The organism is Saccharothrix longispora (assembly GCF_030852425.1).
Lineage (GTDB): Bacteria > Actinomycetota > Actinomycetes > Mycobacteriales > Pseudonocardiaceae > Actinosynnema > Actinosynnema longispora.
Genome location: NZ_NSDM01000024.1, coordinates 58,485 through 80,384 on the forward strand (window position 1 = coordinate 58,485; position 21,900 = coordinate 80,384).

A 21,900-nucleotide genomic window follows, 5' to 3' on the forward strand; every position below is an offset into this window, starting at 1 on the left:
CCACCGCGATGGCCGTGGACGACGACACCGTGGTGTGGCTGGGCCAGGACCCCGTGGGCCGCGCCCTGCACCCGGACGCCCGCGTCGTCGACCTGGGCGGCGCGTTCGTCGCGCCCGCCTTCGTCGACGCCCACGTGCACGCCACCTCGGCGGGCCTGCTGCTCACCGGCCTGGACCTGACCGGCTGCCGCTCGCTGCGCGACCTGCTCGACGCCGTGCGCGCCGCCCCCGGCCCCCTGGTGTGGGGCCACGGCTGGGACGAGACCGCCTGGCCCGAGCGGCGGCCCCCGACCCGCGCGGAACTCGACGACGCCGCCGCCGGCAAGCGCGTCTACCTCTCGCGCATCGACGTGCACTCCGCCCTGGCCTCCACGGCCCTGCTCGACCTCGTCCCCGCCGCCCGCGACGCCGACGGTTTCACCCCCGACGGCCCCCTCTCCCGGGCCGCCCACCACCACGTGCGCGGCGCCGCCAAGGACGCCATCCCCGCCGACCGCCGCCGCGCCGCCCAGCGGGCGTTCCTGCACCACGCCGCCTCGCGCGGCATCGCCTCCGTCCACGAGTGCGCCGGCCCCGACATCTCCAGCCGCGACGACCTGGCCGACCTGCTGGCCACCGACCTGCTCGACGTCGTCGGCTACTGGGGCTCGACCGACGGCGTCGACCTGCCCGTGCGCGGCCTGGCGGGCGACCTGTTCGTCGACGGCGCACTGGGTTCCCGCACCGCCGCCCTGCGCAGCCCCTACGCCGACGCCGACACCACCGGCGCCCTCTACCTCGACGCGGACGCCATCGCCGAGCACCTGGTGGCCTGCACCCGCGCCGGCGTGCAGGGCGGGTTCCACGTCATCGGCGACGCCGCCGTGGCCGCCGTCGTGGACGGCTTCGCCAAGGCCGCGGCGGTCGTGGGCACCCCCGCCCTGGCCGCCCGCCACCACCGCCTCGAACACCTGGAGATGGTCACCGCCGAGCAGGCCGCGGCGCTGGCCTCCCACGGCGCGGTCGCCTCCGTGCAGCCCCTGTTCGACCACGCCTGGGGCGGCCCGGACGGCATGTACGCCCAGCGCCTGGGGGTCGAGCGGGGAACGGCGCTCAACCCGTTCTCCCGGCTGGCCGCCGCCGGGATGATCCTGGCCCTGGGCTCGGACGCGCCGGTGACCCCGGTGGACCCGTGGGCGGCGGTGAAGGCGGCGGTGCACCACCGCACCGAGGGGCACGGCATCTCCCCGCGCGCGGCGTTCAACGCCCACACCCGGGGCGGCTGGCGGGCCGCGGGCGTCGACGACGGCGTCACCGGCACCCTCCAGCCCGGCGCGCCCGCCACCTACGCGGTGTGGGACGCCGCCGACCTGGAGGTCGCCGCCCCCGACAGCCGCGTGCAGCGCTGGTCCACCGACCCGCGCTCCCGCGTCCCGGCCCTGCCCGCCCTCGACGGCCCCGCACCGGTGTGCCTGCGCACCGTGCTGCGCGGGCGCACGATCTTCGAGGGGGACCTGTGAAGGTCTTCACCTCCTGGTCGGGCCCCGAGACCAAGCAGTTCGCCTCGTTCCTGCACGAGTGGCTGCAACTGGTGATCCAGTCGGTCACACCGTGGATGTCGGAGAAGGACATCGCCAAGGTCCGGCCGAGCATGGTCGAACTGGGCGCCGAACTGGAGGACACCGCGTTCGGGATCGTCGTGCTCACCGCCGCCGACCGGTCTTCGCCGTGGATCAACTTCGAGGCCGGGGCCGTCTCCAAGAGCGTCGGCCAGGCCAGCGTCGTCCCACTGCTGCCGGACCTGGGGAAGACCGACGTCGTCGGGCCGCTCAGCCAGTTCCAGGCCGTCGACGCGACCGACCGCGAGGAGGTCCTGCACCTGCTCGCCACGATCAACGCGCAGCTGCCCGCTCCCCCGTCGGAGACCCGGCTGGCGCGCTTCCTCGACCGCGAATGGCCTTCCCTCCACGACGCGGTGACCGCGTTCCGCGCGGCCGTCCCGCACACCGGCGAGGTGCGCTCCGACCGCGACATCCTCAACGAGGTCCTGCTGGTGGTGAGGGAACTGGGCCGATTCGACCCCGACGCGAACCGGCCCAGCCAGCGCGTCCACATCGAGTCCGGCCCGGTCCACCTCTACCTCCGCGACCCGGAGACCGCGGACATCAACTTCCCGCGATCACCTCAGCACGGACAGGAGTGACACATGGCGTTGCTCGACCTCGACCCGGCGGTGGTCGCCAAGGCGCGCGCCCTGGCCGCACGGGCCGCCGAACCGGTCGTGGGCATCGCGAAGGCCTACACCACGGTGGCGGTCGAGCGCGCCACGCTGCGGTTGGCGGGCATCACCGGCGCGGACTCCACCCACCGCGCCGGTGACGTGCCGTGGGTCAACCGGGTGGTGGACACCGTGCGCGAGCACTGCGGGCTGGAGCACGGCGTCGCGCTGCCCGTCTTCCACGCCCTGCGCGAGCACGACTTCGCGAACCTGACCGAACTGGCCGAGGCCACCGCCGCCGGGCAGGTCGCCTACCGGCTGCCCGAGGGCCGCGCCCGCGCCCGCGCCGAGAAGGCCGCGCGGGCCGCCGTCACCCGCGGCCTGCGCACGGTCGACCGGAACAAGGCCCGGCGCGACGCGCTCGTCGCCAAGCTCGGCGACCCCGCGCGACGACCCTGGATCTACCTCATCGTGGCCACCGGCGACATCGACGAGGACGTGGTGCAGGCGTGCAACGCCGCCCGCGCCGGGGCCGACGTCATCGCGGTCATCCGCTCCACCGGGCAGTCGCTGCTGGACTACGTGCCCGAGGGCGCCACCCACCACGGGTTCGCCGGCACCTACGCCACGCAGGAGAACTTCCGCATCATGCGCGCCGCCCTGGACGCGGTGTCCAAGGAGGTCGGCCGCTACGTGCGCCTGACCAACTACGCCTCCGGGCTGTGCATGCCCGAGATCGCCGTCCTGGCGGGCCTGCAACGCCTCGACATGATGCTCAACGACTCCATGTACGGCATCCTCTTCCGCGACATCAACCCGATCCGCACCTTCGTCGACCAGCGGTTCTCCCGCCAGGTCCACGCCCGCGCCGGGATCATCATCAACACCGGCGAGGACAACTACCTCACCACCGCCGACGCCGTGGACGCCGCGCACACCGTCACCGTGTCCCAGCTGCTCAACGAGCGCTTCGCGCACGAGGCCGGACTGCCGGACCACCTGCTGGGCCTCGGGCACGCCTTCGAGATCAACCCGGCCGTGCCCGAGTCGTTCCGCCTGGAACTGGCCCACGCCCTGCTGGCCCGCGAGCTGTTCCCCGACGCGCCGCTGAAGTGGATGCCGCCCACCAAGCACATGACCGGCGACGTGTTCAAGGGCTACCTGCTCGACGGGTTCTTCAACCTCGCGGGCGTGCTCACCGGCCAGTCGATCCTGCTGGTCGGCATGATGACCGAGGCCGTCGTCACCCCGTTCCTGTCCGACCGCGACCTGGCCCTGGCCAACGTCCGCTACGTCCTCGACGCCGCCGGGGGCCTCGCCGAGGACTTCCGGCCCGCGCCCGACGGGCTGATCGTCAAGCGCGCCCACCAGGTGCTCGGCGAAGCCGTCGACCTGCTGGAGCGCATCGTCGCCGACGGCCTGCTCGACGCCATCGCCGACGGCACCTTCGGCCTGATGAAGCGCCCCGCCGACGGCGGCAAGGGCGCCGACGGCGTCGTCGCGAAGGCCGACGACTACCTCAACCCGGCCTCCGAGCTGCTGGAGGAGCGGCCATGAGCGAGACGAGCAGGACGACCAAGCGGCACGTGCGCCCCTACGGCGACACCACCGGCGACGGCATGGTGCAGACCTCGTTCACCCTGCCCGTCCCGGCCGGCCCGCGCGCCGACGGCGCCGCGCAGCAGCTGGCCAACCGGATGGGCATCGACCCCGCGATGGTGGTGCACTCCCACCCCATCGGGGAGGACTTCACCTTCTTCGTCGTCTACGGCTCGGTGAAGCACGTCGTGGACCTGGACGAGGTGCGCGTGGTGGAGCGCGAGTACCCGCTGCTCCCGCCCGGCGAGGTCAACACCGCGCTCAGGAGGCTGCTGCGCCGCAAGCTCGTCGTCGTGGGCGCCTGCATCGGCACCGACGCCCACACCGTCGGCATCGACGCGATCCTCAACGTCAAGGGCTTCGCCGGGGAGAAGGGCCTGGAGTACTACCGCGAGCTCAAGGTGGTGAACCTGGGCGCGCAGGTCCCGGTGCCCGAGCTGGTCCGCCGCGCCCGCGCGGAGAAGGCCGACGCCGTGCTCGTCTCCCAGGTCGTCACCCAGCGCGACGCACACCTGCTCAACACCCAGGAGATGTCGGCGGCGTTCCGCGAGGCGATGGGGGAGCGGCGCCCGCTGCTCATCGCCGGCGGTCCCCGCTTCGACCCGCTGATGGCCGGCGAGCTGGGCGTGGACCGGGTCTTCGGCCGCGGCACCACGCCCGGTGAGGTCGCCAGCTACCTCGTGCACGCCGTGAAGACGAAGAAGGAGACCGCAGCGTGAGCCCGACCGAGGGTTTCTCCGTCACCCACCGCCGCTACGTGCCGCACTCGCACGCCCACTACGGCGGCGACCTCGTGGACGGCGCCTACGGGCTGGGCCTGTTCGGCGACGTCGCCACCGAGCTGCTCATCCGCACCGACGGCGACGAGGGCCTGTTCGCCGGCTACTCGCACGTCGAGTTCGCCGCGCCGATCCTCGCCGGCGACGTGGTCGAGGCCACCGCCACCCTCGTGCGGGTGGGCACCCGGTCGCGCGAGATCGAGTTCGAGGTCCGCGTGGTGTGCCGCTCCGCGCCCGAGCGCGGCCCGTCGGCCGCCGACGTGCTGGACCCGCCGGTCGTGGCCACCCGCGCCCGCGGCACCGTGGTCGCCCCCAAGCGGGACTAGCCGCGGACCTTCCGCGGCGCGCACGGGTCGGTGTGCCGGGGCTCGCCGAACCCGTCCGGCTCGTCGGAGACCGCCTCGGCGTCCACGCCGACGAGTTCCACGCCGACGACCTCCACCACCGAGGTCGTCGGCGAAGCCCCCGTGACGTGCTCCCGGTGCTCCTGCCGGGTGCGCGCGGTGGGCTCGCGCACCTGTGGGTCACCGCGCAGCGCGGCTTCGGCGCGCCACGCCGGAAGCGGGGAGCGCGCTGTCGAGGCTCACGCTCTGCCACTATCGACCCGTGATCAGCCTCGATCAGGCTTCGTCCGTGCCGCCCTACGAGCAGGTGCGGTCCCAGTTCGCCCGCAAGATCACCGACCGCGAGCTGGCGGTGGGCACCAGGTTGCCGACCGTGCGGGCGCTGGCCGCCGACTTGGGCATCGCGGTCAACACGGTGGCCCGCGCCTACCGCGAGCTGGAGGAGGCGGGTCTCATCGAGACCCGCGGCAGAGCGGGCACGGTGGTCAGCGCGGCGGGGGAGCGCAGCCGGGAACGGGTGCTGCGCGCCGCCCGCGGCTACGCCGCCACCGCCCGCGAGCAGGGCCTGAGCGCCGACGAGGCGTTGGAGATCGTCCGCGCCGCGCTGGCGGGGTGAACCACCCGTAGGGTGATCAGCCGTGGCAGCCGAACCCAGCGACCCGGCCCGGACCCTCGCGGTGCTGTGGCGCACCCACGAGCGCAGCGCCCGCAAGGACCTGGGCGTGGACCGCATCGTCACCGCCGCGGTCGCCCTGGCCGACGCCGAGGGCATCGGGGCGCTGTCCATGCGCCGGGTGGCGGAGAAGCTGGGCGTGGGCACCATGTCGCTCTACACGCACGTGCCGGGCAAGGCCGAGCTGGTCGACGTGATGGTCGACCACGTCAACGGCGAGACCGCCCGGCCGGCGGACGTGCCCGGCGGGTGGCGGGGCAGGCTCACCAGCGTCGCGCGGGAGAACTGGGAGCTGCACCTGCGCCACCCGTGGCTGCTGGAGGTGCCCACGAACCGGGCCGTGCTGGGGCCCAACGTGGCCGCGAAGTACGACTACGAGCTGGGCGCCGTGGACGGCATCGGGCTGACCGACGTGGAGATGGACTCGGTGCTGGCCCTGGTGCTCGGCCACGTGCGCACCGCCGCCCGCGTCGCGGTGGAGGCCGCCCGCACCGAGCAGCGCACGGGCCTGACCGACGAGCAGTGGTGGCAGGCCGCCGCGCCGTACCTGGCGAAGGTCTTCGACCCCCGGCGGTTCCCCCGGGCGGCCCGCGTGGGTGCCGCGGCGGGGGAGGCCCACGGCGCGGCCCACGACGGTGAGCACGCGTTCGCCTTCGGGCTGGAACGCGTGCTCGACGGCGTCGAGGCGCTGGTGCGGTCCCGGCAGGCGGGTCAGTAGGCGGCCTTGGGCATCATCGCCCACAGCACGATGTAGACGAGGAACTGCGGGCCGGGCAGCAGGCACGACACCACGAACAGCAGTCGCACCGTGCTCGCCTTCCAGCCGTAGCGCGCGGCCAGACCGGCGCACACGCCCGCGATCATCTTCTGGCTCTGGGGCCTGCTCAACGTCGTCATGTCTCCACCATCCCTGTGTTTCGGCCCCCCGACATCGGTGGACACCCTGATCCCTACCCAGGGGAGGCCCTCGGCAATCCAGGGCAACCCCGCGCCCGCCCGCGCGTCGTCGACCGCGGCGCGTGAACGCGCCGGTCGGGCGACCCGGCCGCGTCCGACCGGGTGATTCGCACCGGGTGTCCGGATCGGGGGGCGGCGGTCGCCCGCCGTACGGGGTCCTGACCTGCTCCTCGTAGGCTGGACGCGTGGTCGCTCCCCCCGTGGCGCCGGGTCAGCCCGCCGCCGACACGCCCCCCGCCCGCCGTCGCCGCGACGTGCGCGGCACGCTGCTGCGGGTGCTGCCGGCCGCCGCCGGCGGCGCGCTGGTCTACCTCAGCTTCCCGCCGCGCACCACGTGGTGGCTCGCGCCGCTGGGGTTCGCCGTGCTCGGCGTGCTGGTGCACGGACGCCGCGCGCGCGCCGGGTTCGGGCTGGGCCTGGTGTGGGGGCTGGGGTTCATGGCGCCGTTGCTGCGCTGGACCGGCGAGTTCGTGGGCCTGATCGCGTGGCTGCCGCTGGCGCTGGTGTGCGCGCTGCTCATCGCGGTGGGCACGGCGGCGATGGCGGTGGTGTCGAGGCTGCCGGGCGCGCCGCTGTGGATGGCGCTGGTGTGGGTGGCCGACGAGGCGCTGCGCGCGGTGTTCCCGTTCGGCGGGTTCCCGTGGGGCAGGATCGCCTTCGGGCAGCCCGAGGGTTGGTACCTGCCGCTGGCGTCGCTGGGCGGCGCGCCGCTGGTCGGGTTCGCCGTCGCGCTGACCGGCTTCGGCCTGGCCCACCTGGGCCGCGACTGGCGGGTGGGCGCGCCGCTGGTGGTGCTGCCGCTGGTCGCCGGGCTCGCGGCGACCGCGCTCGTGCGCACCGATCCCGACCAGGGCGAGGTGACGGTCGCCGCGGTGCAGGGCAACGTGCCGCGCGCGGGCCTGGACTTCAACTCCCAGCGCCGCGCGGTGCTCGACAACCACGTCAAGCGGACCCTGGAGCTGGCCGCCGACGTCGACGCGGGGCGGGCGCCGCGGCCGCAGCTGGTGATCTGGCCGGAGAACTCCTCCGACATCGACCCGTTCCGCAACGTCGACGCCGCCGCGCAGATCCAGCGCGCCACCGAGGCGATCCGCGCGCCCATCGCGGTGGGCGCGGTGGTCGTCGATCGGGCCGACAACCTGCCCCGCAACACGGTGGTGCTGTTCGAACCGGGTGTGGGCGCCACCGACACCTACACCAAGCGCCGGCTGCAGCCCTTCGGCGAGACGATGCCCTACCGGGAGTTCTTCCGGATCTTCAGCGAGACCGTGGAACGCGCGGGCCGCTTCCAGCCGGGCGACGACCCGACCGGGTTCGCCGTCGGCGACGTGCGGGTGGCGATCGACACCTGCTACGAGGTGGCCTTCGACTCGGTGGTGCGCGACTCGGTGCTCGCGGGCGGGGGAGCGAACCTGATCGCGATCCCGACCAACAACGCCACGTTCGGCTACACCGAGATGACCTACCAGCAGTTGGCCATGTCGCGGGTTCGGGCGGTGGAGCACGGCCGGGCGGTGGTGGTCTCGGCCACCTCCGGGGTGAGCGCCATCGTGGCCCCGGACGGCTCCGTCACGCAGCGGACCGGCATGTTCACCCCCGACGCGCTGGTGGCGACGCTGCCGCTGCGGGGGGAGGCTACGCTTGCCACCCGGCTCGGTGCATGGCCCGAGTGGGTGATGACCGCCCTCGGCCTGCTCGCCCTGGCGTTCGGCTCGGCGGTGCGACTGACACGGAAACGACGATCGCGTCCGACCCCTGGTGCGGGTGTCGGCGAGGAGGAAACGGATGGCGGACCAGCAGGCGCAGCCTGACCGCGAGCTCGGGCCGGTGCTGGTGGTGATCCCGACCTACAACGAGCGGGACAACATCGGGACGATCGTGAAGCGGCTGCACGCGGCGTTGCCGCAGGTGCACGTGCTCGTGGTCGACGACGGCAGCCCGGACGGGACGGGGAAGGTCGCCGACGAGATGGCCGCCGCGGACGACCGGGTCCACGTGATGCACCGCACGGAGAAGGCGGGCCTGGGAGCGGCGTACGTGGCCGGGTTCCGGTGGGCGCTGGAGCGGCGGTACGCGGTGGTCGTGGAGATGGACGCCGACGGCTCGCACGCCCCGGAGGACCTGCCGCGACTGCTGGACGCGCTGGAGGACGCCGACCTGGTGCTCGGCTCGCGGTACGTGCCGGGCGGCAGCACGGTGAACTGGCCGAAGTACCGGCAGCTGATCTCGCGCGGCGGCAGCGTGTACTCGCGGCTGGCGCTGGGGGCGAAGGTCAAGGACATCACCGGCGGCTTCCGGGCGTTCCGGGCCGAGGTGCTCGACCGGCTCAAGCTGCACACGGTGGCCTCGCAGGGCTACTGCTTCCAGATCGACCTGGCGTGGCGGACGATCGAGCTGGGCTACCGCGTGGTGGAGGTGCCGATCACGTTCACCGAGCGTGAGATCGGCGAGTCGAAGATGAGCGGCGACATCGTGCGCGAGGCGTTGTGGCGGGTGACGAAGTGGGGCGTGCGGCGGCGCGCGACCCAGCTGCGCGACCTGTTCGCACCGAAGGCGAAGACGCCGGGCAACCGCTAGTCGCGGGGGAGCGGGCACGACGGAGGGGGGCCTGTCGGATCGATCCGACAGGCCCCCCTCGCGTCTCACGTCTCACGTCTCGCGTCAGGCGGTGCGGGTGCGCCGTCCCTTGAGCTCCTCCAGCCGCTCGTCGAGCAGCTCCTCCAGCTCGGGGATGGTGCGGCGCTCCAGGAGCATGTCCCAGTGCGTGCGCGGCGGCTTGACCTTCTTCGCCTCCGGCTCGGCACCGTCGATGATCTTCGACTCCTGGCCGTGCAGGCGGCATTCCCAGGTGTGCGGGATCTCGGCGTCGTCGGAGAACGGGACCTCGAAGTCGTGACCCTTGGGGCAGGCGTACCGCACCGACCGGCGCGGGGCGAGATCGTGGTTGCGGTCGGTCTCGTAGCTGACTGCTCCGAGCCGGCTGCCCCGTAGAACGCGGTCGGCCATGGCGGTGTCCTTTCGCTCGGCTCAGGGCCGGGGCCCAGGCTTGTTGCTCACCGAGTGCAACGATCGGACTGCTCCGTTCGTTCCCGGCTTCGTGGTCATCGTCGCCCACAGTGACGTCTTTCACCCGTCAACGAAGGCTTCCTCCTAAGGGAGGCAATCGCGGGCGGTTCGTGACGCGTTATCAAGCTACCGGGACACACCATCACACTGATGGAGTAACGCCGGTAGAAGTCGTGCGGCTGCGACAGCTTAGACCGAACACTCTGGGCGACGTCACAGCGGGCTTAACGCACGAGTAGTGACGCCCGTCATGCTTGCGATCACGGAAAGTCAATTCGGACATCGTGCCCGTGCCCGGACACGCTGCGTGCGGGAGCTGCCTGGGGCGCGGTCTGGGGCGGCGGCGGACATGAGGATGTATCACCCGTCCGGCCCTCACCCAAACGCAGGTGGATGCCCTTCACTCTCTCGATGACTTCAGTGTTGCGCGAAAACAACGCTCCCATCGAGCCTGTCGAGCAGCTCACGCTGCCCCTTGACGATCTTCACGCGAGCCTGGACCAGGGAAAACCATGCGACTCGGTCGATTTCGGGGAACTCGCGCAGTTGCCCGGAGCGTGGCGGCCATTCCATCGTGAAGGTCCCCGGAACCACCTGATCGGGGTCGAGGTCGCCGGCCAGGGCGAAGGCGTGCACGACCTTGCCGGCGGACTGGCGGACCTCGCCCAGCGGCACCAGTTCGCCCTCGGGCACGGGCAGGCCCAGTTCCTCGGTGAACTCGCGGCGCGCGGTGGTCTCGGGGGCCTCGTCGTCGCCGTCGGGTTCGCCCTTGGGGATGGACCAGGCGCCGTCGTCCTTGCGCGCCCAGAACGGCCCGCCCATGTGGCCGAGCAGGACCTCGACGCCCGCCGCGCCCCGGCGGTGGAGCAGGATGCCCGCGCTGCGCCTGCCCGTCCTGCGCCTGCCCGTCCCGGGTGTGCCCGTCATGGGGGCCAGTGTGCCGGGCGCGGGGTCAGCCCCTGCGGCGGGTGCGCATGTGGATCTGCTCGCCCTGCTTGCCGAAGAGGCTGAGCACCTCGACGGGCTCGTCGCCGGCGGGGCCGAACCAGTGCGGCAGGCGGGTGTCGAACTCGGCGGCCTCGCCGGGCGCCAGGACGACGTCGTGGTCGGCGAGCACGAGGCGCAGCCGCCCGGACAGGACGTAGAGCCACTCGTAGCCGGTGTGGGTGCGCGGGTCGGGTTCGCCGCGCGGCGGGATGATCATCTTGTACGCCTGCAGGCCGCCGGGCTGCTGGGTGAGCGGCAGGACGGTCATGCCGTTGCGGCGGACGGGCACGGGGCGGATGCGGGGGTCGCCCACGGGCGGCGCGCCGACGAGTTCGTCGAGGGGCACGCGGTGGGCGCGGGCGATGGGCAGCAGCAGTTCGAGGCTGGGGCGGCGCTGCCCGGACTCGAGCCGGGACAGGGTGGACTTGGAGATGCCGGTGGCGTGGGCGAGGTCGGCGAGGGTGGCGCCGCGGCTGGTGCGCAGGTGCCGCAGGCGTTCGCCGACCTTGCCGAGCACGTCGTCGGCGGGGTCGGGCGGGGGTGGCGCGTCGGTCATGGTGATGTCCCGGTGTCGGCAACGGTGTTTGCCCATTGTGGGACGACGGGGGTGGCCGGGGCCACCGTGCCGGGCTCAGGTGAGGCTGAGCTGGCGTCCGCTGACGGCGTGCGGGCCGAGGTCGCCGGTGCGGTAGTGGGTGCGGCACAGGACCTGGTAGCGGACCTCTTCGGCGACGACGGCGGTGTCTGCGACCAGGACGGTGTCGCCGGCGCGGACGACCTCCCCGTCGTGGACGCGGGCGTTGAAGCGCCCGGCGCGCCCGCACCAGCACAGGACCTCGACCTGGATGGCGTTGAGCTCGTCGGCGAGTTCGAACAGCCGCCGGGAGCCGGGGAACAGGGTGCTGCGGAAGTCGGTGGCCAGGCCGAAGCAGTAGACCTCGACCTGGGCGTCGTCGGCGAGTTCGGCGAGCTGGTCGACCTGGGCGGGGGAGAGGAACTGGGCCTCGTCGACGATGACGTAATCGACGCGGGTGCCGGCGGCCCAGCGTCGGCGGACCACGGCGCACAGGTCCATGTCCTCGTGCACTTCGAGGGCGTTGCGGGCCAGGCCCATCCGGCTGGAGATGGTGGGGGTGCCGGAGCGGTCGTGGCGGACGAGCAGCAGGCCGCTGCGGCCCTGTCGTGCCTGGTTGTGGTCGATCTGCAGGGCCAGGGTGGACTTGCCGCAGTCCATGGGGCCGAAGAAGAACCGCAGTTTCCCGGTGGGGGACACGCCGCGTCCGGCGCCGGCTGCGGGCACGGCCGACAGGGCGTCGGTGGGGTCGAGGTCGGGATTCGTCGGTTCCACGGCGGGCCACCCTAATGCGCGCCGCCGTCGGCGTGATCAGCGCCTCCTGCGGGCCGTGCGGGGCACGGGGCCTGCGCCCCGTCCGGGGGTTCTTCCGGTGCGCACGGCGTGCCCCGCGCGGCGCGGCGCGCGGGGGTCGGTACGGTCCCGACCGCGTCGGGCCCCCGAACGGCCGTCGAGGCACTGCGCCCTCCGGACCGGTGGCGCGGATGCGCGCCCGGACGCCTCGGCCCGTCCGTCACCCTTCTTGATTATTTCAGTGTTGCCAAAAAACAACCACCCACGGGTCGCGCGGGCACGAAGACGAGGACCTATCCCGAACAGACCCGCTGTGGACGATATATAACGCGACGCGATATAACCTGCGGTGTGAAGGGTATGTCCGAGCAGGCGTTCCTGGTGTTGACCGCGTTGGCCGAGGGGCCGTTGCACGGTTACGCCGTCGTGCGGTCGGTGGAGGAGTTGTCCGAAGGGCGGGTGCGGTTGCGGGTGGGGACTCTCTACGGGGTGCTGGACCGGCTGGTGGTGGAGGGGCTCGCGGAGCGGGAGCGCGAGGAGGTGCACCAGGGGCGGTTGCGGCGGTACTACCGGTTGACCGACGACGGGGTGCGGGCGTTGTCGGCGGAGGTGGCGCGGTTGTCGGCGAACGTGCGGGCGGCGTCGTCGGTGCTGCGGGCGCGGGGTGCGCTGTGAGCGGGGACGGCGCGGGCGGCGGTTGCGCGCAGGGCGATCCCGGGTGGGTCGACTCCGGGGAGGCCGGGGTGGGGGACCTGTCGCGGTTGGAGCGCCGGTACCGGTCGCTGCTGCGGGTGTTGCCGCGCTGGTACCGGGTCGAGCGAGAGGAGGAGATGGTCGGGATCTTCCTGGCCGACCGGGGTGACGGGCTGGACCCGGAGTACGGCTGGCCGGGCTGGGGCGAGGCGGCGGCGACGGCGGGCCTGGCGGTGCGGGTGCGGTTGGGCGCGGGTCGTGCGGCGGGGTCGGCGGTGCGGCTGCTGGGTCTGGCGGGGTTGTCGGGACAGCTGGTGCTGGCGGCGCAGTCGTGGTCGGCGGCGGTGCGGTCCGGCGCCCTCGGGCCGGGTGCGGCCGGGGTGGGTGTGCCGCCGTGGGCGTGGTGGGCGGACGTGGTGGTGCTGGTGGCGTTCGCGTGCCTGGTGGCGGGGCGGCGTGCGGTGGGGCGGGTCGCGGCCGGGGTGGCGGCGGTTCTGGCGTCGTCGCCGGTGCTGGTGGAGTGGGTGCGGGACCCGGCGGTGGTGGCGTGGTGGCCGCTGGTGTTCGCGGGGCCCGCGTGGGTGGCGGGTGCGGCGGTGGTCGCGGGTTTCCACGCGGAGGCGCCGCCGGTGTCGCGGCGGTGGTGGGTGGCGGGCGCGGCGGGTGTGCTGTCGGGGGCGGTGTCGGGGCTGCTGGTGCCGTTGTCGCCGGTGTCGGTGCTGGTGGCGTGGGTGGTGACCGCGGGTGTGGTGGTGGCGTCGCGGCCGTGGGCGGGTGTTCGCGGCGCGGTGCCCGGCCGGTAGTGCGGTGACGGCGGCGTCCCCGGTGTCGGGGACGCCGCCGTCGGCTCGGCTTCGGAGTCCGTGTCGGGTTCCGCGGGGTCAGACCTTGGCGGGTACGGGGTTGCCGGAGGCGGTGATGGCCCTGCGGACCGGCACGAAGATCATCAGCACGAAGCCGATGACGAAGAACGCCACGAGGGAGACGATCGCCAGCCGGAAGGAGCCGGTGGCCTGGCCGACGCCGGCGAACACCAGCGGGCCGAGCCAGGAGGTGGAGCGCTCGCCGACCTCGTAGAGGGAGAAGTACTGGGCTTCGCGGCCGGGCGGGATCATCTGGGAGAACAGCGACCGGGACAGGGCGTTGGTGCCGCCCAGGACGATGCCGATGCCGGCGGCGAGGCCGTAGAACTGGAACTGCTGCCCGGCCTGGACGAAGAACGCCGCGGTGACGACCACGATCCACACGCACAGGCTGACCATGATGGTGCGCTTGGCGCCCCAGGCGCGTGCGGCCCGGCCGTGCAGGAGTCCGCCGAAGAAGGCGACGAACTGCACGATGAGGATGGTGGTGATCAGGACGGTCTCGTCGAGCTTGAGCTCGTCGCGGCCGTACTGGGCGGAGACGTTGGCGACGGTGGCGATGCCGTCGGTGTAGATGAGGTAGGTGGCCAGGAACGCCAGGGTCAGCGGGAACATGCGGGCCTGGCGCATGGTCTGGCGCAGTTCGGCGAAGCCGGCGGTGATGGCGCCCGCGCCGGTCTCGGTGCCGTGGGGTTCCTGGTGGCGCTTGAGGCGGGCGAGCGGGATGAGGGTGAAGCCCGCCCACCACAGGCCGGACAGGACGAACCCGACGCGGACGGCGGCGCCTTCGGAGAGGCCGATGGCGTCGTGGCCGATGAACAGGGCGAGCTGCACGGCGAGGGCGAGGCCGCCGCCGAGGTAGCCGAAGGCCCAGCCGCGGGAGGACACGGCGTCGCGTTCGTCGGGGGTGGCGATCTCGGGGAGGAAGGCGTAGTAGACGACGACGGAGGCGCCGTAGCAGATGTTGCCGAGGATGAACAGGGCGACGCCGAGGTGCCAGTTGTCGCCGCCGACGGCGGCCAGGGCGATGGTGGCGGCGGAGCCGGTGAAGGCGAGCACGGCGAGCATGCGCCGCTTGTTCTGGGTGCGGTCGGCGACGGCGCCCATGACGGGCAGGACGACGACCTGCACGACGGTGGCGATGGAGAGCAGGTAGCCCCAGAGGGACCCGGCGGGGAAGTAGGCGCCGAAGAGGGAGATGTCGCACTGCTTGAGCGACCCGTCCGCACACGCGTTCGGGCCGTTGCGCGCGGTGTCGGCGATGGCGGCTTCCTTGGCCACGGCGGTGAGGTAGCCGGAGAGGAACACGGTGACCACGGAGGTGGGGAACACCGAGTTCGCCCAGTCGTACCAGGTCCAGCCGCGTTGTTCCCGCTTGCGGTCCACGGCGGGTGCTGTGCTGTCGGCCACGCTCATGGGGGCGGACTGTATATCGAGCGCCACCCGTTGGTGGTGATCACCACCAACCTGTTGCCTTTTCGCCCACGGCCGGCCACCGGGGCGCGACCGCCGTACGGGTGTCCTCGCGTCCGCGCGTGTCCTTCGGGGTGGGCGCGGGGAGGGGTGTCAGGCGCTCCAGGCGCCGCGGTCGCGCAGGACGTCGCGGAGCCGGTCGGGGCGGTCGGTGACGAGGCCGTCGACGCCGAGGTCGAGCAGCGCGCGCATCTCGGCGTCGGTGTCGACGGTCCAGACGTGCACCTCGAGGTTGCGGCGGTGGGCGGCGCGCACGAAGCGGGGGTCGACGACGGTGAGCCTGCCGCTGGTGCGCGGGACCTGGGCGATGAGGCCGCGCACGGGCAGCGCGGGCACGCGGGTGCGGCCCGCGGCCCACAGGGCGCCGGCGGAGCGGGGCCCCATGGAGGTCATCAGGTCGGGGCCGCCGAGCCGGCGCAGGCGGGCGAGGCGCTTGTCGGAGAACGAGGCGAGGCAGACGCGGTGCGCGGCGCCGGTGCGGCGCAGCACGTCGAGGACGGGGGCGACGGCGGAGTCGGCCTTGACGTCGATGTTGAGCAGCGCGTCGGGCAGGTCCTCGAGGAGGTCCTCGAGGCGGGTGACGGGTTCGCGGCCGCCGACGTTGGCGCGGCGCACGGCGGACCAGGGTTGGGCGGCGACGGGGCCGGTGGCGTCGGTGGTGCGGTCGAGGGTGCTGTCGTGGTGGACGACGACGATCCCGTCGGAGGTGGCGTGGACGTCGGTCTCCAGGTACCGGTAGCCCTCGGCGGCGGCGCGCCGGAACGCGGCGAGCGAGTTCTCCATGCCGGCCAGCTCGTCGAGGTGCCAGCCCCGGTGGGCGTAGGCCCGGGGGTGGGGGCCGGCGAGGTACGGGTGGGTCGCGGTCACACCGGCAGAGTCTGCCCTGGCGGCGTGGCGCGGGGGTGACCGGTGGGTAGCGGGATACCGTCGCGCGCCATGGAGCGGGTGCTGTGGAGTTGGTGACCGAGTCCGACGCGGCGCGCCGGGAGGACGCCAGGCACTGCGCCTGGTGCGGGCGCCGCCTGCCCGACAACGGCCGGATAGGGCGTCCGCGCAGGTACTGCGCGCAGCCGTGCCGGCAGCGCGCCTACGAGCGGCGTGCGGCGGTGCAGCGCGGGGGGTTGCCGGAGGACGCGGTGGTGCTGTCCTCGGGGGAGCTGGCCGATCTGCAGGACCGGTTGTTCCAGCTGCGCTGCGCGGCGGAGGACGTGGCGACCGCGGCCGCGGACGGGGCGTCGGAGGAGGAGCTGCGGCGGTTGGCCGAGGAGCTCGTCGACACCGCGCGGGGCCTGGAGCGGCTGCGCTGATCCCCGCCGCCCCCGCCCCCGGCTTGCCCGTCGCCGGTGATCTCGACCATCATGGCGCGCGGGTGGCGAGGAGGGACGCGTGAACGGCGACGGCGCGTTGCACCGGGAGGTGCTCGACCGGGCCGACGTGGGTTTCGGTGTGACGGATCACGGCGGTGTGCTGGCCTGGGTGAACCCGGCGCTGGCCGAGGTCCTGGGGGTGCCCGCGGAGCAGGTCGTGGGCCGGTCCCTGCCGGCGCTGCTGCCCGGCGCGCCCGAACGGCCCCGCTCGGGCCTGGCGCTGCTGACCCCTTCGGCGCACCGCAGTGGTCACCGGTGGCTGGAGGTGGAGTGCCGGCCGTTGGACGGCGACCGCCTGCTGTACCGGGTGGTGGACGTGACGGCGTGGCGCGACCGCGAGTTGGAGGCCACGCACGAGGCGGACGCGTTGCGCCGGGCGCAGGTGCTGGGCCGGATGGGCACGTGGGAGTGGCACGTCGCCGAGGACCGGGTGGTGTGGTCGGACGCGCTGCTGGAGATGTTCGGGTTCCCCCCGGGCACGAGCCTGGACTTCGACGGCTACGCCGCACTGGTGCACCCGGACGACCTGGCGATGATCCAGGCGACGCTGGAGGAGGCGATGCGGTCCGGCGCGGGGTTCTCCTACACCCACCGCATGCTGCCGGGCGAGGGCGTGCCGCAGCGGTGGTTCGAGTGCTTCGGGGAGGTCGAGACCGACGCGGACGGCACCCCGGTGCGGGTGCTGGGCACCGCGCACGACATCACCCGTGCACGGCGGGTGCACGACGAGCTGCTCGCGCTGGCCGAGCAGGACCCGCTGACGGGCCTGGCGAACCGGCGCGCGGTGACGCGCGAGCTGGAGCGGGAACTGGCCACGGGCGGCTCGGGGTCGATGCTGCTGCTGGACCTGGACAACTTCAAGGACGTCAACGACCTGCGCGGGCACGCCGTGGGCGACCGGCTGATGAAGGCGTTGGCGGCGGCGCTGCGGTCACGGCTGGCGCCCTCGCAGCTGATCGGCCGGTTGGGCGGTGACGAGTTCGCGGTGGTGCTGCCGGGCTGCGGGCCGGCGCAGGCCGCGCGCACGGCCGAGGTGCTGCGCGACGCGGTGGCGCAGCTGCCGCTGGTGGGGCCGGTGGGCACGGTGACCGTGTCGACCGGGGTGGCCGAGTACGGGTCGGGCGACACGTGGGAGCTGGTGCTGGCCAACGCCGACCTGGCGCTGTACGCGTCGAAGGCGGCGGGCCGCAACCGGGTCACCGTCTACGAGCCGGGCCACTACGCGGACACCGCGAAGCGGGTGTCGGTGCTGGACCGGTTGCGGGCGGCGCTGGACCACGGCGGGCTGGAGCTGCACGCGATGCCGATGGTGCAGCTGGCCACGGGCCGGACGCTGGGGCACGAGCTGCTGCTGCGGCTGGTCGACGGGAAGGAGCCGTACCTGGGGCCCGCGGAGTTCCTGCCGGAGGCGGAGCGGTCGGACCTGGTGCTCGACATCGACCGGTGGGTGCTGTCGACCGCGATCGACGCGCTGGTGCGCCACCCGGACCCGGAGCTGCGGTTCAACGTCAACGTGTCGGGCCGCACCCTGGAGGACGAGGACTTCGGCGGGTTCGTGCTGGACCGCCTCGCCACGGCGGGGGTGGCGCCGGGCCGGTTGGGGCTGGAGATCACCGAGACGGCGGCGGTGACGAACCTGGACGCGGCGCGGGCGCTGTCGTTGCAGCTGCGCGCGTTCGGGTGCCGGATCACGCTCGACGACTTCGGGTCGGGTTTCGGGTCGTTCGTGCACCTCAAGCACCTGCCCATCACCGGCATCAAGATCGACGGCGAGTTCGTGCGCGGGATCGACGGGCGGTCCACCGACGCGGTGCTGGTGGCGGGGATCGTGGAGATCGCGCGGGGGCTGGGGTTGTCGGCGGTGGCGGAGTGGGTGGAGCGGCCGGCGCAGGTCGAGGCGCTGATGCGGTTGGGGGTGCGGATCGGCCAGGGGTTCCACCTGGGGCGGCCCGTGCCGCTGGCGCAGGTCCTGTCGGGCCGGCCGAATGGGCCGAACGGCGCATTGTCGCCGCGCATGGCCGGTGCGGAGGATGGGGCGCGCTCCTAGCCCGCCCCGCCCCTGCCCGGTCGTCCCCGTCCGACCCCGTTGTCCGGTCCTCTCGCCCGCCCGCGTCGTCCCGCCCGCGTCGTCCCGCCCGCGTCGTCCGATCCGCCCCGCCGCCCCGATGGGAACCACCACCGTGCCCGCTACCGTCCACAGCCCAGCGCGCGGCGTGCGCCGCGTCGAACTGGGCGTCCCCGAACCCGAACCGGTCGCCGAGTTCTACGCCGCGCTGCTGGGGTGGGTGATCATCGCCGAACCGGACGGGTCGTTCACCGGCTGGGTCGGCGACCGGCTGGCCACCCGCGTGCACGCCGGGCAGCCGGGGCTGCGGGTGGTGTTCGCCGGCCCCGAACCGCGTGAGCTGCGCGAGGGCGTGGCGGTGGACCTCGGACGGGTGCTGCACGGCCCGTGGGCGCCGGGACCGCGCGCGGGGGAGCCGTGCTGGGTGGAGCACATGGGCCCCACCGCCGACGACTACTGGGCCGGCGAACTGGGCTGGGAGGTGCGCGACCCGGACGCGGACTTCACCCTCTACGACGCCGCGCCGGCGGGGGAGCGACGCCCGGTGGCCGGTCGCCTGGCCAGCGGCCGGGGCGGCTGGACGTGCTACTACGCGGTGCCCGACGTCGCACGCGCGGCCGAGGACGTCGTGGAGTTCGGCGGAGGTGTGCTGCTGGGGCCGACCACGGTGCCCACCGGCACGGTGGCGGCCCTGACCGACCCGGCGGGCACGGTGTTCGCGGTGCTGGAGGACCCGCCCGGCTGGGGCGGCGCCTGGAGCGCCTGACACCCCCGCCGGCGGCTCCCCGTCAGGCGGTGCCGAGTTCGCGGCGCAGGCGTTGCAGGGCCCGGTGCTGGGCCACCCGCACGGCACCGGGGGTGGAGCCCACGGCCTTCGCGGTCTCCTCCGCCGACAGACCGACCACCACGCGCAGCACCAGGATCTCGCGCTGCTTGTCGGGCAGCAGCCCCAACAGCACCCCCATGTGCCGCGACAGCTCGCCCCGCAGCACCCGCTGCTCGGGACCGGGATCGTCACCGGCGCCGTCGGGGACCCGCGGCACCGGCTCGGCACGGTTGCGGGCGGCCGCGCGGTGCGCGTCGGCGACCTTGTGCGCGGCCACGCCGTAGACGAACGCCAGGAAGGGCCGGCCCCGCTCGCGATAGGTCGGCAGCGCCCGCAGCACACCCAGGCACACCTCCTGGGCGATGTCGTCGGCGGACGCCGAGGCCCGCTCACCGCGCCCCACCCGGGCCCGGCAGTAGCGCACGACGAGAGGGCGGATACCCGCGAGCAGCACCTCGGTGGCGTGCCGGTCGCCGGTCACCGCGGCGTCCAGGACCGACTCGGAGGGCACCCGCACGACCTCCGCCCCCGTCTCCCCGTCCACACCCGCGCCGGGGGCGTCCACACCGCTTCCCACGCCGTCGACCACCGCGTCCACCACCGTCGACGACCCGTCCCCGCCGGGACGGGTACCCCGGACAAGATCGGCGTCACAGGCGCGGTGCGTGTCCCCACGACCCACCACTGTCGCGCCACCGGACCCGGATCACGCCGCAATCGTGCGCGATCAACCCCACCCTCACCCCCACGGGGGATGCCCAGGCCGTTCCGGCACCACTCAGCCGGCCAACTCCGGCGGGAAACCGCCCGTGGCCACCGGACCCCACCGCTCGATCCCCACCCGGATCAACGACTTGCCCTGACGGAGCATCGCCTCGCGGTACTCCTCCCAATCCGGGTGCTCACCGGAGATGCACCGGTAGTACTCCACCAACGGCTCCAACGCCTCCGGCAGATCCAGCACCTCGGCCCTGCCGTCCACCTGCACCCACGGACCGTCCCAGTCGTCGGAGAGCACGCACAGGCTCACCCGCGGGTCACGGCGGGCGTTGCGGACCTTCGCACGCCCCGGGTAGGTGGAGACCACGACCCGGCCCTCCGCGTCCACGCCGCACGTCACCGGCGAGGTCTGCGGACCCCCGTCACCACGGGCCGTGACCAGCAGCGCCCGGTGGCGCGGTCGCAGGAACTCCAGCAGCTCGTCGCGCGACACGATGTCGGCAGTGGCGATCCTCGGCATGCCCGAAGCCTAGACCGCACCCCCGACCACCCGACCCCACCGGCCGCGCAGCACGCGGTCGACACCAGCGCTCCGCACGGCCTGCTCCCACCACCCCGACCCGGCCGCGGCATGGCCGAGACGCCCGTGCCCGAGGCCTGGACGTGGACGGCGGCCCCTACCGCGGCAGCGGCGACGCCCCACCCACCGCGAACAAGTCCCCGTCCACCGCCACCCGCTCACGCACCTCGTCCGCCAAGAACACCAGATCCTGCGGCGACCGGCACCCCTCCACCTCCGCCCACGACACCGGCGCGGACACCGACGGCACCGCCCGCGCCCGCAACGAGTACGGCGCCACCGTCGTCTTCGCCGGGTTGTTCTGCGACCAGTCCACCAACACCCGACCCGGCCGCAACGCCCGCGCCATCTGCCACACCACCTCGCCCGGCGACTCACCCGCCAACCGCCGCGCCACCGCCTTCGCGTACTCCGACGTCCTCGACGGCGACGACACCCGCACCGGCGCGTACACCTGCAACCCCTTCGACCCCGACGTCTTCACCCGCGGCGACAACCCGTCACCCTCCAACACCGCCCGCACCCGGCACGCCACCGCACAACACTCCACCACCGACGCCGGCTCACCCGGGTCCAAGTCGAACACCACCAGGTCGGGGGAGTGACGCGCACCCCGCGCGCCCACCGTCCACTGCGGCACGTGCAACTCCAACGCCGCCAGGTTCGCCAACCACACCAGCGTCGCCAACCCCTCCACCACCACGAAATCCGCGAACGCCGCCCCCTTCGCCGACCCCGGCGTCGCCAACCGCACCGTCCGCACCCACTCCGGCGCGTGCGACGGCACGTTCTTCTCGAAGAACGACCGACCACCCACCCCGTTCGGGAACCGCCGCACCGTCAACGGCCGCCCCCGCACGTGCGGCAACAACACCGGCGCGATCCGCGTGTAGTAGTCGATCACCTCACCCTTGGTGAACCCCACCTCCGGGTAGAGCACCTTGTCCAGGTTCGTCAGCCTCAACCGACGCCCCTCCACCCGCACCAACGCCTCAGAGGTCGACACGACGCACCTCCCCGGGCACCTTGTCCGACCGCAACCCCCGCCACACCGCGAACCGCAACCGCCCGTCCGTCGTCCACCCCCGGTGCACCACCTCACCCACCAACTCCGGACGCACCCACCGCGCACCCCGCGCCCGAGCCCGCGGCACCTCCCCACCCGCCGTCGACGCGAACGGCGACACCCCCACCTCCAACGCCCCCAACCGCCGCGTCAACCCCTCCAACTCCGCCTGGTCGAACCCCGTCCCCACCGACCCCGCGAACACCAACCCACCCTCACCCCGCACCCCCACCAACAACGACCCCACCACCCCCTTGCGCTTCCCCTCACCCGGCCGCC

The 21,900-nt window shown here is 73.7% G+C and carries 26 protein-coding genes; 14 read left to right on the plus strand and 12 right to left on the minus strand.

The genetic code is table 11. The features are described 5' to 3' along the window. The first annotated feature begins 8 nt into the window (after positions 1–8). Genes CKY47_RS34475 through kal form a run of 5 tightly spaced genes read left to right on the plus strand, consistent with a single transcriptional unit; the run spans position 9 to position 4,901 of the window. Positions 9–1,499, plus strand: a complete 1,491-nt coding sequence (locus CKY47_RS34475; RefSeq protein WP_306750585.1) for an amidohydrolase — start codon at positions 9–11, stop codon at positions 1,497–1,499. Further along, entirely contained in the window at positions 1,496–2,182 is a 687-nt protein-coding gene (locus tag CKY47_RS34480; protein WP_306750563.1) for a TIR domain-containing protein, read from the plus strand. The genes CKY47_RS34475 and CKY47_RS34480 overlap by 4 nt, the downstream gene beginning before the upstream one ends. Positions 2,183–2,185: 3 nt before the next feature. Continuing rightward, on the plus strand, positions 2,186–3,754 hold the full coding sequence (kamD, locus tag CKY47_RS34485) for a lysine 5,6-aminomutase subunit alpha (protein ID WP_306750564.1): 1,569 nt from the start codon (positions 2,186–2,188) through the stop codon (positions 3,752–3,754). After that, positions 3,751–4,515: a lysine 5,6-aminomutase subunit beta gene (gene kamE / locus CKY47_RS34490; protein ID WP_306750565.1), complete on the plus strand. Its 765-nt coding sequence runs from the start codon at positions 3,751–3,753 to the stop codon at positions 4,513–4,515. The genes kamD and kamE overlap by 4 nt, the downstream gene beginning before the upstream one ends. Beyond that, entirely contained in the window at positions 4,512–4,901 is a 390-nt protein-coding gene (gene kal / locus CKY47_RS34495; protein ID WP_306750566.1) for a 3-aminobutyryl-CoA ammonia lyase, read from the plus strand. Before kamE ends, kal begins: the two co-directional genes overlap by 4 nt. Here kal and CKY47_RS34500 read toward each other — a convergent pair. Then, positions 4,898–5,092, minus strand: a complete 195-nt coding sequence (locus tag CKY47_RS34500) for a hypothetical protein (RefSeq protein ID WP_306750567.1) — start codon at positions 5,090–5,092, stop codon at positions 4,898–4,900. The genes kal and CKY47_RS34500 overlap by 4 nt on opposite strands. Positions 5,093–5,181: 89 nt before the next feature. On the opposite strand from CKY47_RS34500, the gene CKY47_RS34505 reads away from it, so the two are divergent. Next, positions 5,182–5,535: a GntR family transcriptional regulator gene (locus CKY47_RS34505; protein ID WP_306750568.1), complete on the plus strand. Its 354-nt coding sequence runs from the start codon at positions 5,182–5,184 to the stop codon at positions 5,533–5,535. A 22-nt stretch (positions 5,536–5,557) separates the two neighbouring features. Further along, positions 5,558–6,310 carry a TetR/AcrR family transcriptional regulator gene (locus CKY47_RS34510; protein ID WP_306750569.1) on the plus strand — a complete coding sequence of 251 codons (753 nt, stop codon included), beginning with the start codon at positions 5,558–5,560 and terminating at the stop codon, positions 6,308–6,310. Here CKY47_RS34510 and CKY47_RS34515 read toward each other — a convergent pair. Next, complete coding sequence (locus tag CKY47_RS34515; RefSeq protein WP_306750570.1) at positions 6,304–6,489, minus strand: PspC domain-containing protein; 186 nt, start codon at positions 6,487–6,489, stop codon at positions 6,304–6,306. The genes CKY47_RS34510 and CKY47_RS34515 overlap by 7 nt on opposite strands. Before the next feature lie 245 nt (positions 6,490–6,734). Here CKY47_RS34515 and lnt point away from each other — a divergent pair, with 245 nt between their 5' ends. Both lnt and CKY47_RS34525 read left to right on the plus strand, forming a co-directional pair. Further along, positions 6,735–8,360 carry an apolipoprotein N-acyltransferase gene (gene lnt, locus CKY47_RS34520; RefSeq protein ID WP_306750571.1) on the plus strand — a complete coding sequence of 542 codons (1,626 nt, stop codon included), beginning with the start codon at positions 6,735–6,737 and terminating at the stop codon, positions 8,358–8,360. Beyond that, on the plus strand, positions 8,335–9,126 hold the full coding sequence (locus CKY47_RS34525) for a polyprenol monophosphomannose synthase (RefSeq protein ID WP_306750572.1): 792 nt from the start codon (positions 8,335–8,337) through the stop codon (positions 9,124–9,126). Before lnt ends, CKY47_RS34525 begins: the two co-directional genes overlap by 26 nt. 84 nt (positions 9,127–9,210) lie before the next feature. On the opposite strand, the gene CKY47_RS34530 is transcribed toward CKY47_RS34525, so the two are convergent. The 4 genes from CKY47_RS34530 to CKY47_RS34545 all read right to left on the minus strand — a co-directional run bounded on the left by CKY47_RS34530 (position 9,211) and on the right by CKY47_RS34545 (position 11,950). Further along, positions 9,211–9,555 (minus strand): RNA polymerase-binding protein RbpA, encoded by a 345-nt coding sequence (locus tag CKY47_RS34530; protein ID WP_053722354.1) that lies wholly within the window; start codon positions 9,553–9,555, stop codon positions 9,211–9,213. 477 nt (positions 9,556–10,032) lie between these two features. Continuing rightward, positions 10,033–10,542, minus strand: coding sequence for an NUDIX hydrolase (locus CKY47_RS34535; RefSeq protein WP_306750573.1), 510 nt, complete (start codon positions 10,540–10,542; stop codon positions 10,033–10,035). A gap of 25 nt (positions 10,543–10,567) precedes the next feature. After that, positions 10,568–11,158, minus strand: coding sequence for a helix-turn-helix domain-containing protein (locus CKY47_RS34540; protein WP_306750574.1), 591 nt, complete (start codon positions 11,156–11,158; stop codon positions 10,568–10,570). Between the two features lie 75 nt (positions 11,159–11,233). Further along, on the minus strand, positions 11,234–11,950 hold the full coding sequence (locus tag CKY47_RS34545) for a thymidine kinase (protein WP_306750575.1): 717 nt from the start codon (positions 11,948–11,950) through the stop codon (positions 11,234–11,236). 378 nt (positions 11,951–12,328) lie between these two features. Here CKY47_RS34545 and CKY47_RS34550 point away from each other — a divergent pair, with 378 nt between their 5' ends. Then, on the plus strand, positions 12,329–12,643 hold the full coding sequence (locus tag CKY47_RS34550; RefSeq protein ID WP_306750586.1) for a PadR family transcriptional regulator: 315 nt from the start codon (positions 12,329–12,331) through the stop codon (positions 12,641–12,643). Further along, on the plus strand, positions 12,640–13,464 hold the full coding sequence (locus tag CKY47_RS34555; protein WP_306750576.1) for a hypothetical protein: 825 nt from the start codon (positions 12,640–12,642) through the stop codon (positions 13,462–13,464). Before CKY47_RS34550 ends, CKY47_RS34555 begins: the two co-directional genes overlap by 4 nt. 78 nt (positions 13,465–13,542) lie before the next feature. Here the strand turns inward: CKY47_RS34555 and CKY47_RS34560 are convergent, their stop codons facing one another. Next, a complete protein-coding gene (locus CKY47_RS34560) occupies positions 13,543–14,940 on the minus strand; it encodes an MFS transporter (protein WP_306750577.1) in 1,398 nt (465 codons plus the stop codon). Between the two features lie 150 nt (positions 14,941–15,090). Further along, a complete protein-coding gene (locus CKY47_RS34565; RefSeq protein ID WP_306750578.1) occupies positions 15,091–15,864 on the minus strand; it encodes a glycerophosphodiester phosphodiesterase family protein in 774 nt (257 codons plus the stop codon). 83 nt (positions 15,865–15,947) lie between these two features. On the opposite strand from CKY47_RS34565, the gene CKY47_RS34570 reads away from it, so the two are divergent. The 3 genes from CKY47_RS34570 (at position 15,948) to CKY47_RS34580 (ending at position 19,195) form a co-directional block, all read left to right on the plus strand. Further along, positions 15,948–16,304 (plus strand): hypothetical protein, encoded by a 357-nt coding sequence (locus CKY47_RS34570; RefSeq protein ID WP_306750579.1) that lies wholly within the window; start codon positions 15,948–15,950, stop codon positions 16,302–16,304. Positions 16,305–16,383: 79 nt separating this feature from the next. Further along, complete coding sequence (locus CKY47_RS34575; RefSeq protein WP_306750580.1) at positions 16,384–18,411, plus strand: putative bifunctional diguanylate cyclase/phosphodiesterase; 2,028 nt, start codon at positions 16,384–16,386, stop codon at positions 18,409–18,411. Positions 18,412–18,544: 133 nt separating this feature from the next. After that, a complete protein-coding gene (locus CKY47_RS34580) occupies positions 18,545–19,195 on the plus strand; it encodes a VOC family protein (RefSeq protein WP_306750581.1) in 651 nt (216 codons plus the stop codon). Between the two features lie 22 nt (positions 19,196–19,217). Here the strand turns inward: CKY47_RS34580 and shbA are convergent, their stop codons facing one another. The 4 genes from shbA to CKY47_RS34600 all read right to left on the minus strand — a co-directional run. Further along, on the minus strand, positions 19,218–19,772 hold the full coding sequence (gene shbA, locus CKY47_RS34585; RefSeq protein ID WP_371320784.1) for an RNA polymerase sigma factor ShbA: 555 nt from the start codon (positions 19,770–19,772) through the stop codon (positions 19,218–19,220). Positions 19,773–20,033: 261 nt separating this feature from the next. Then, positions 20,034–20,495 (minus strand): PPOX class F420-dependent oxidoreductase, encoded by a 462-nt coding sequence (locus CKY47_RS34590; RefSeq protein WP_306750582.1) that lies wholly within the window; start codon positions 20,493–20,495, stop codon positions 20,034–20,036. Between the two features lie 157 nt (positions 20,496–20,652). Beyond that, a complete protein-coding gene (ligD, locus tag CKY47_RS34595; protein ID WP_306750583.1) occupies positions 20,653–21,561 on the minus strand; it encodes a non-homologous end-joining DNA ligase in 909 nt (302 codons plus the stop codon). Continuing rightward, positions 21,548–21,900 (minus strand): ATP dependent DNA ligase (locus CKY47_RS34600; protein ID WP_472909125.1); only part of this gene is annotated, 353 nt, incomplete at its 5' end. The genes ligD and CKY47_RS34600, both read right to left, overlap by 14 nt.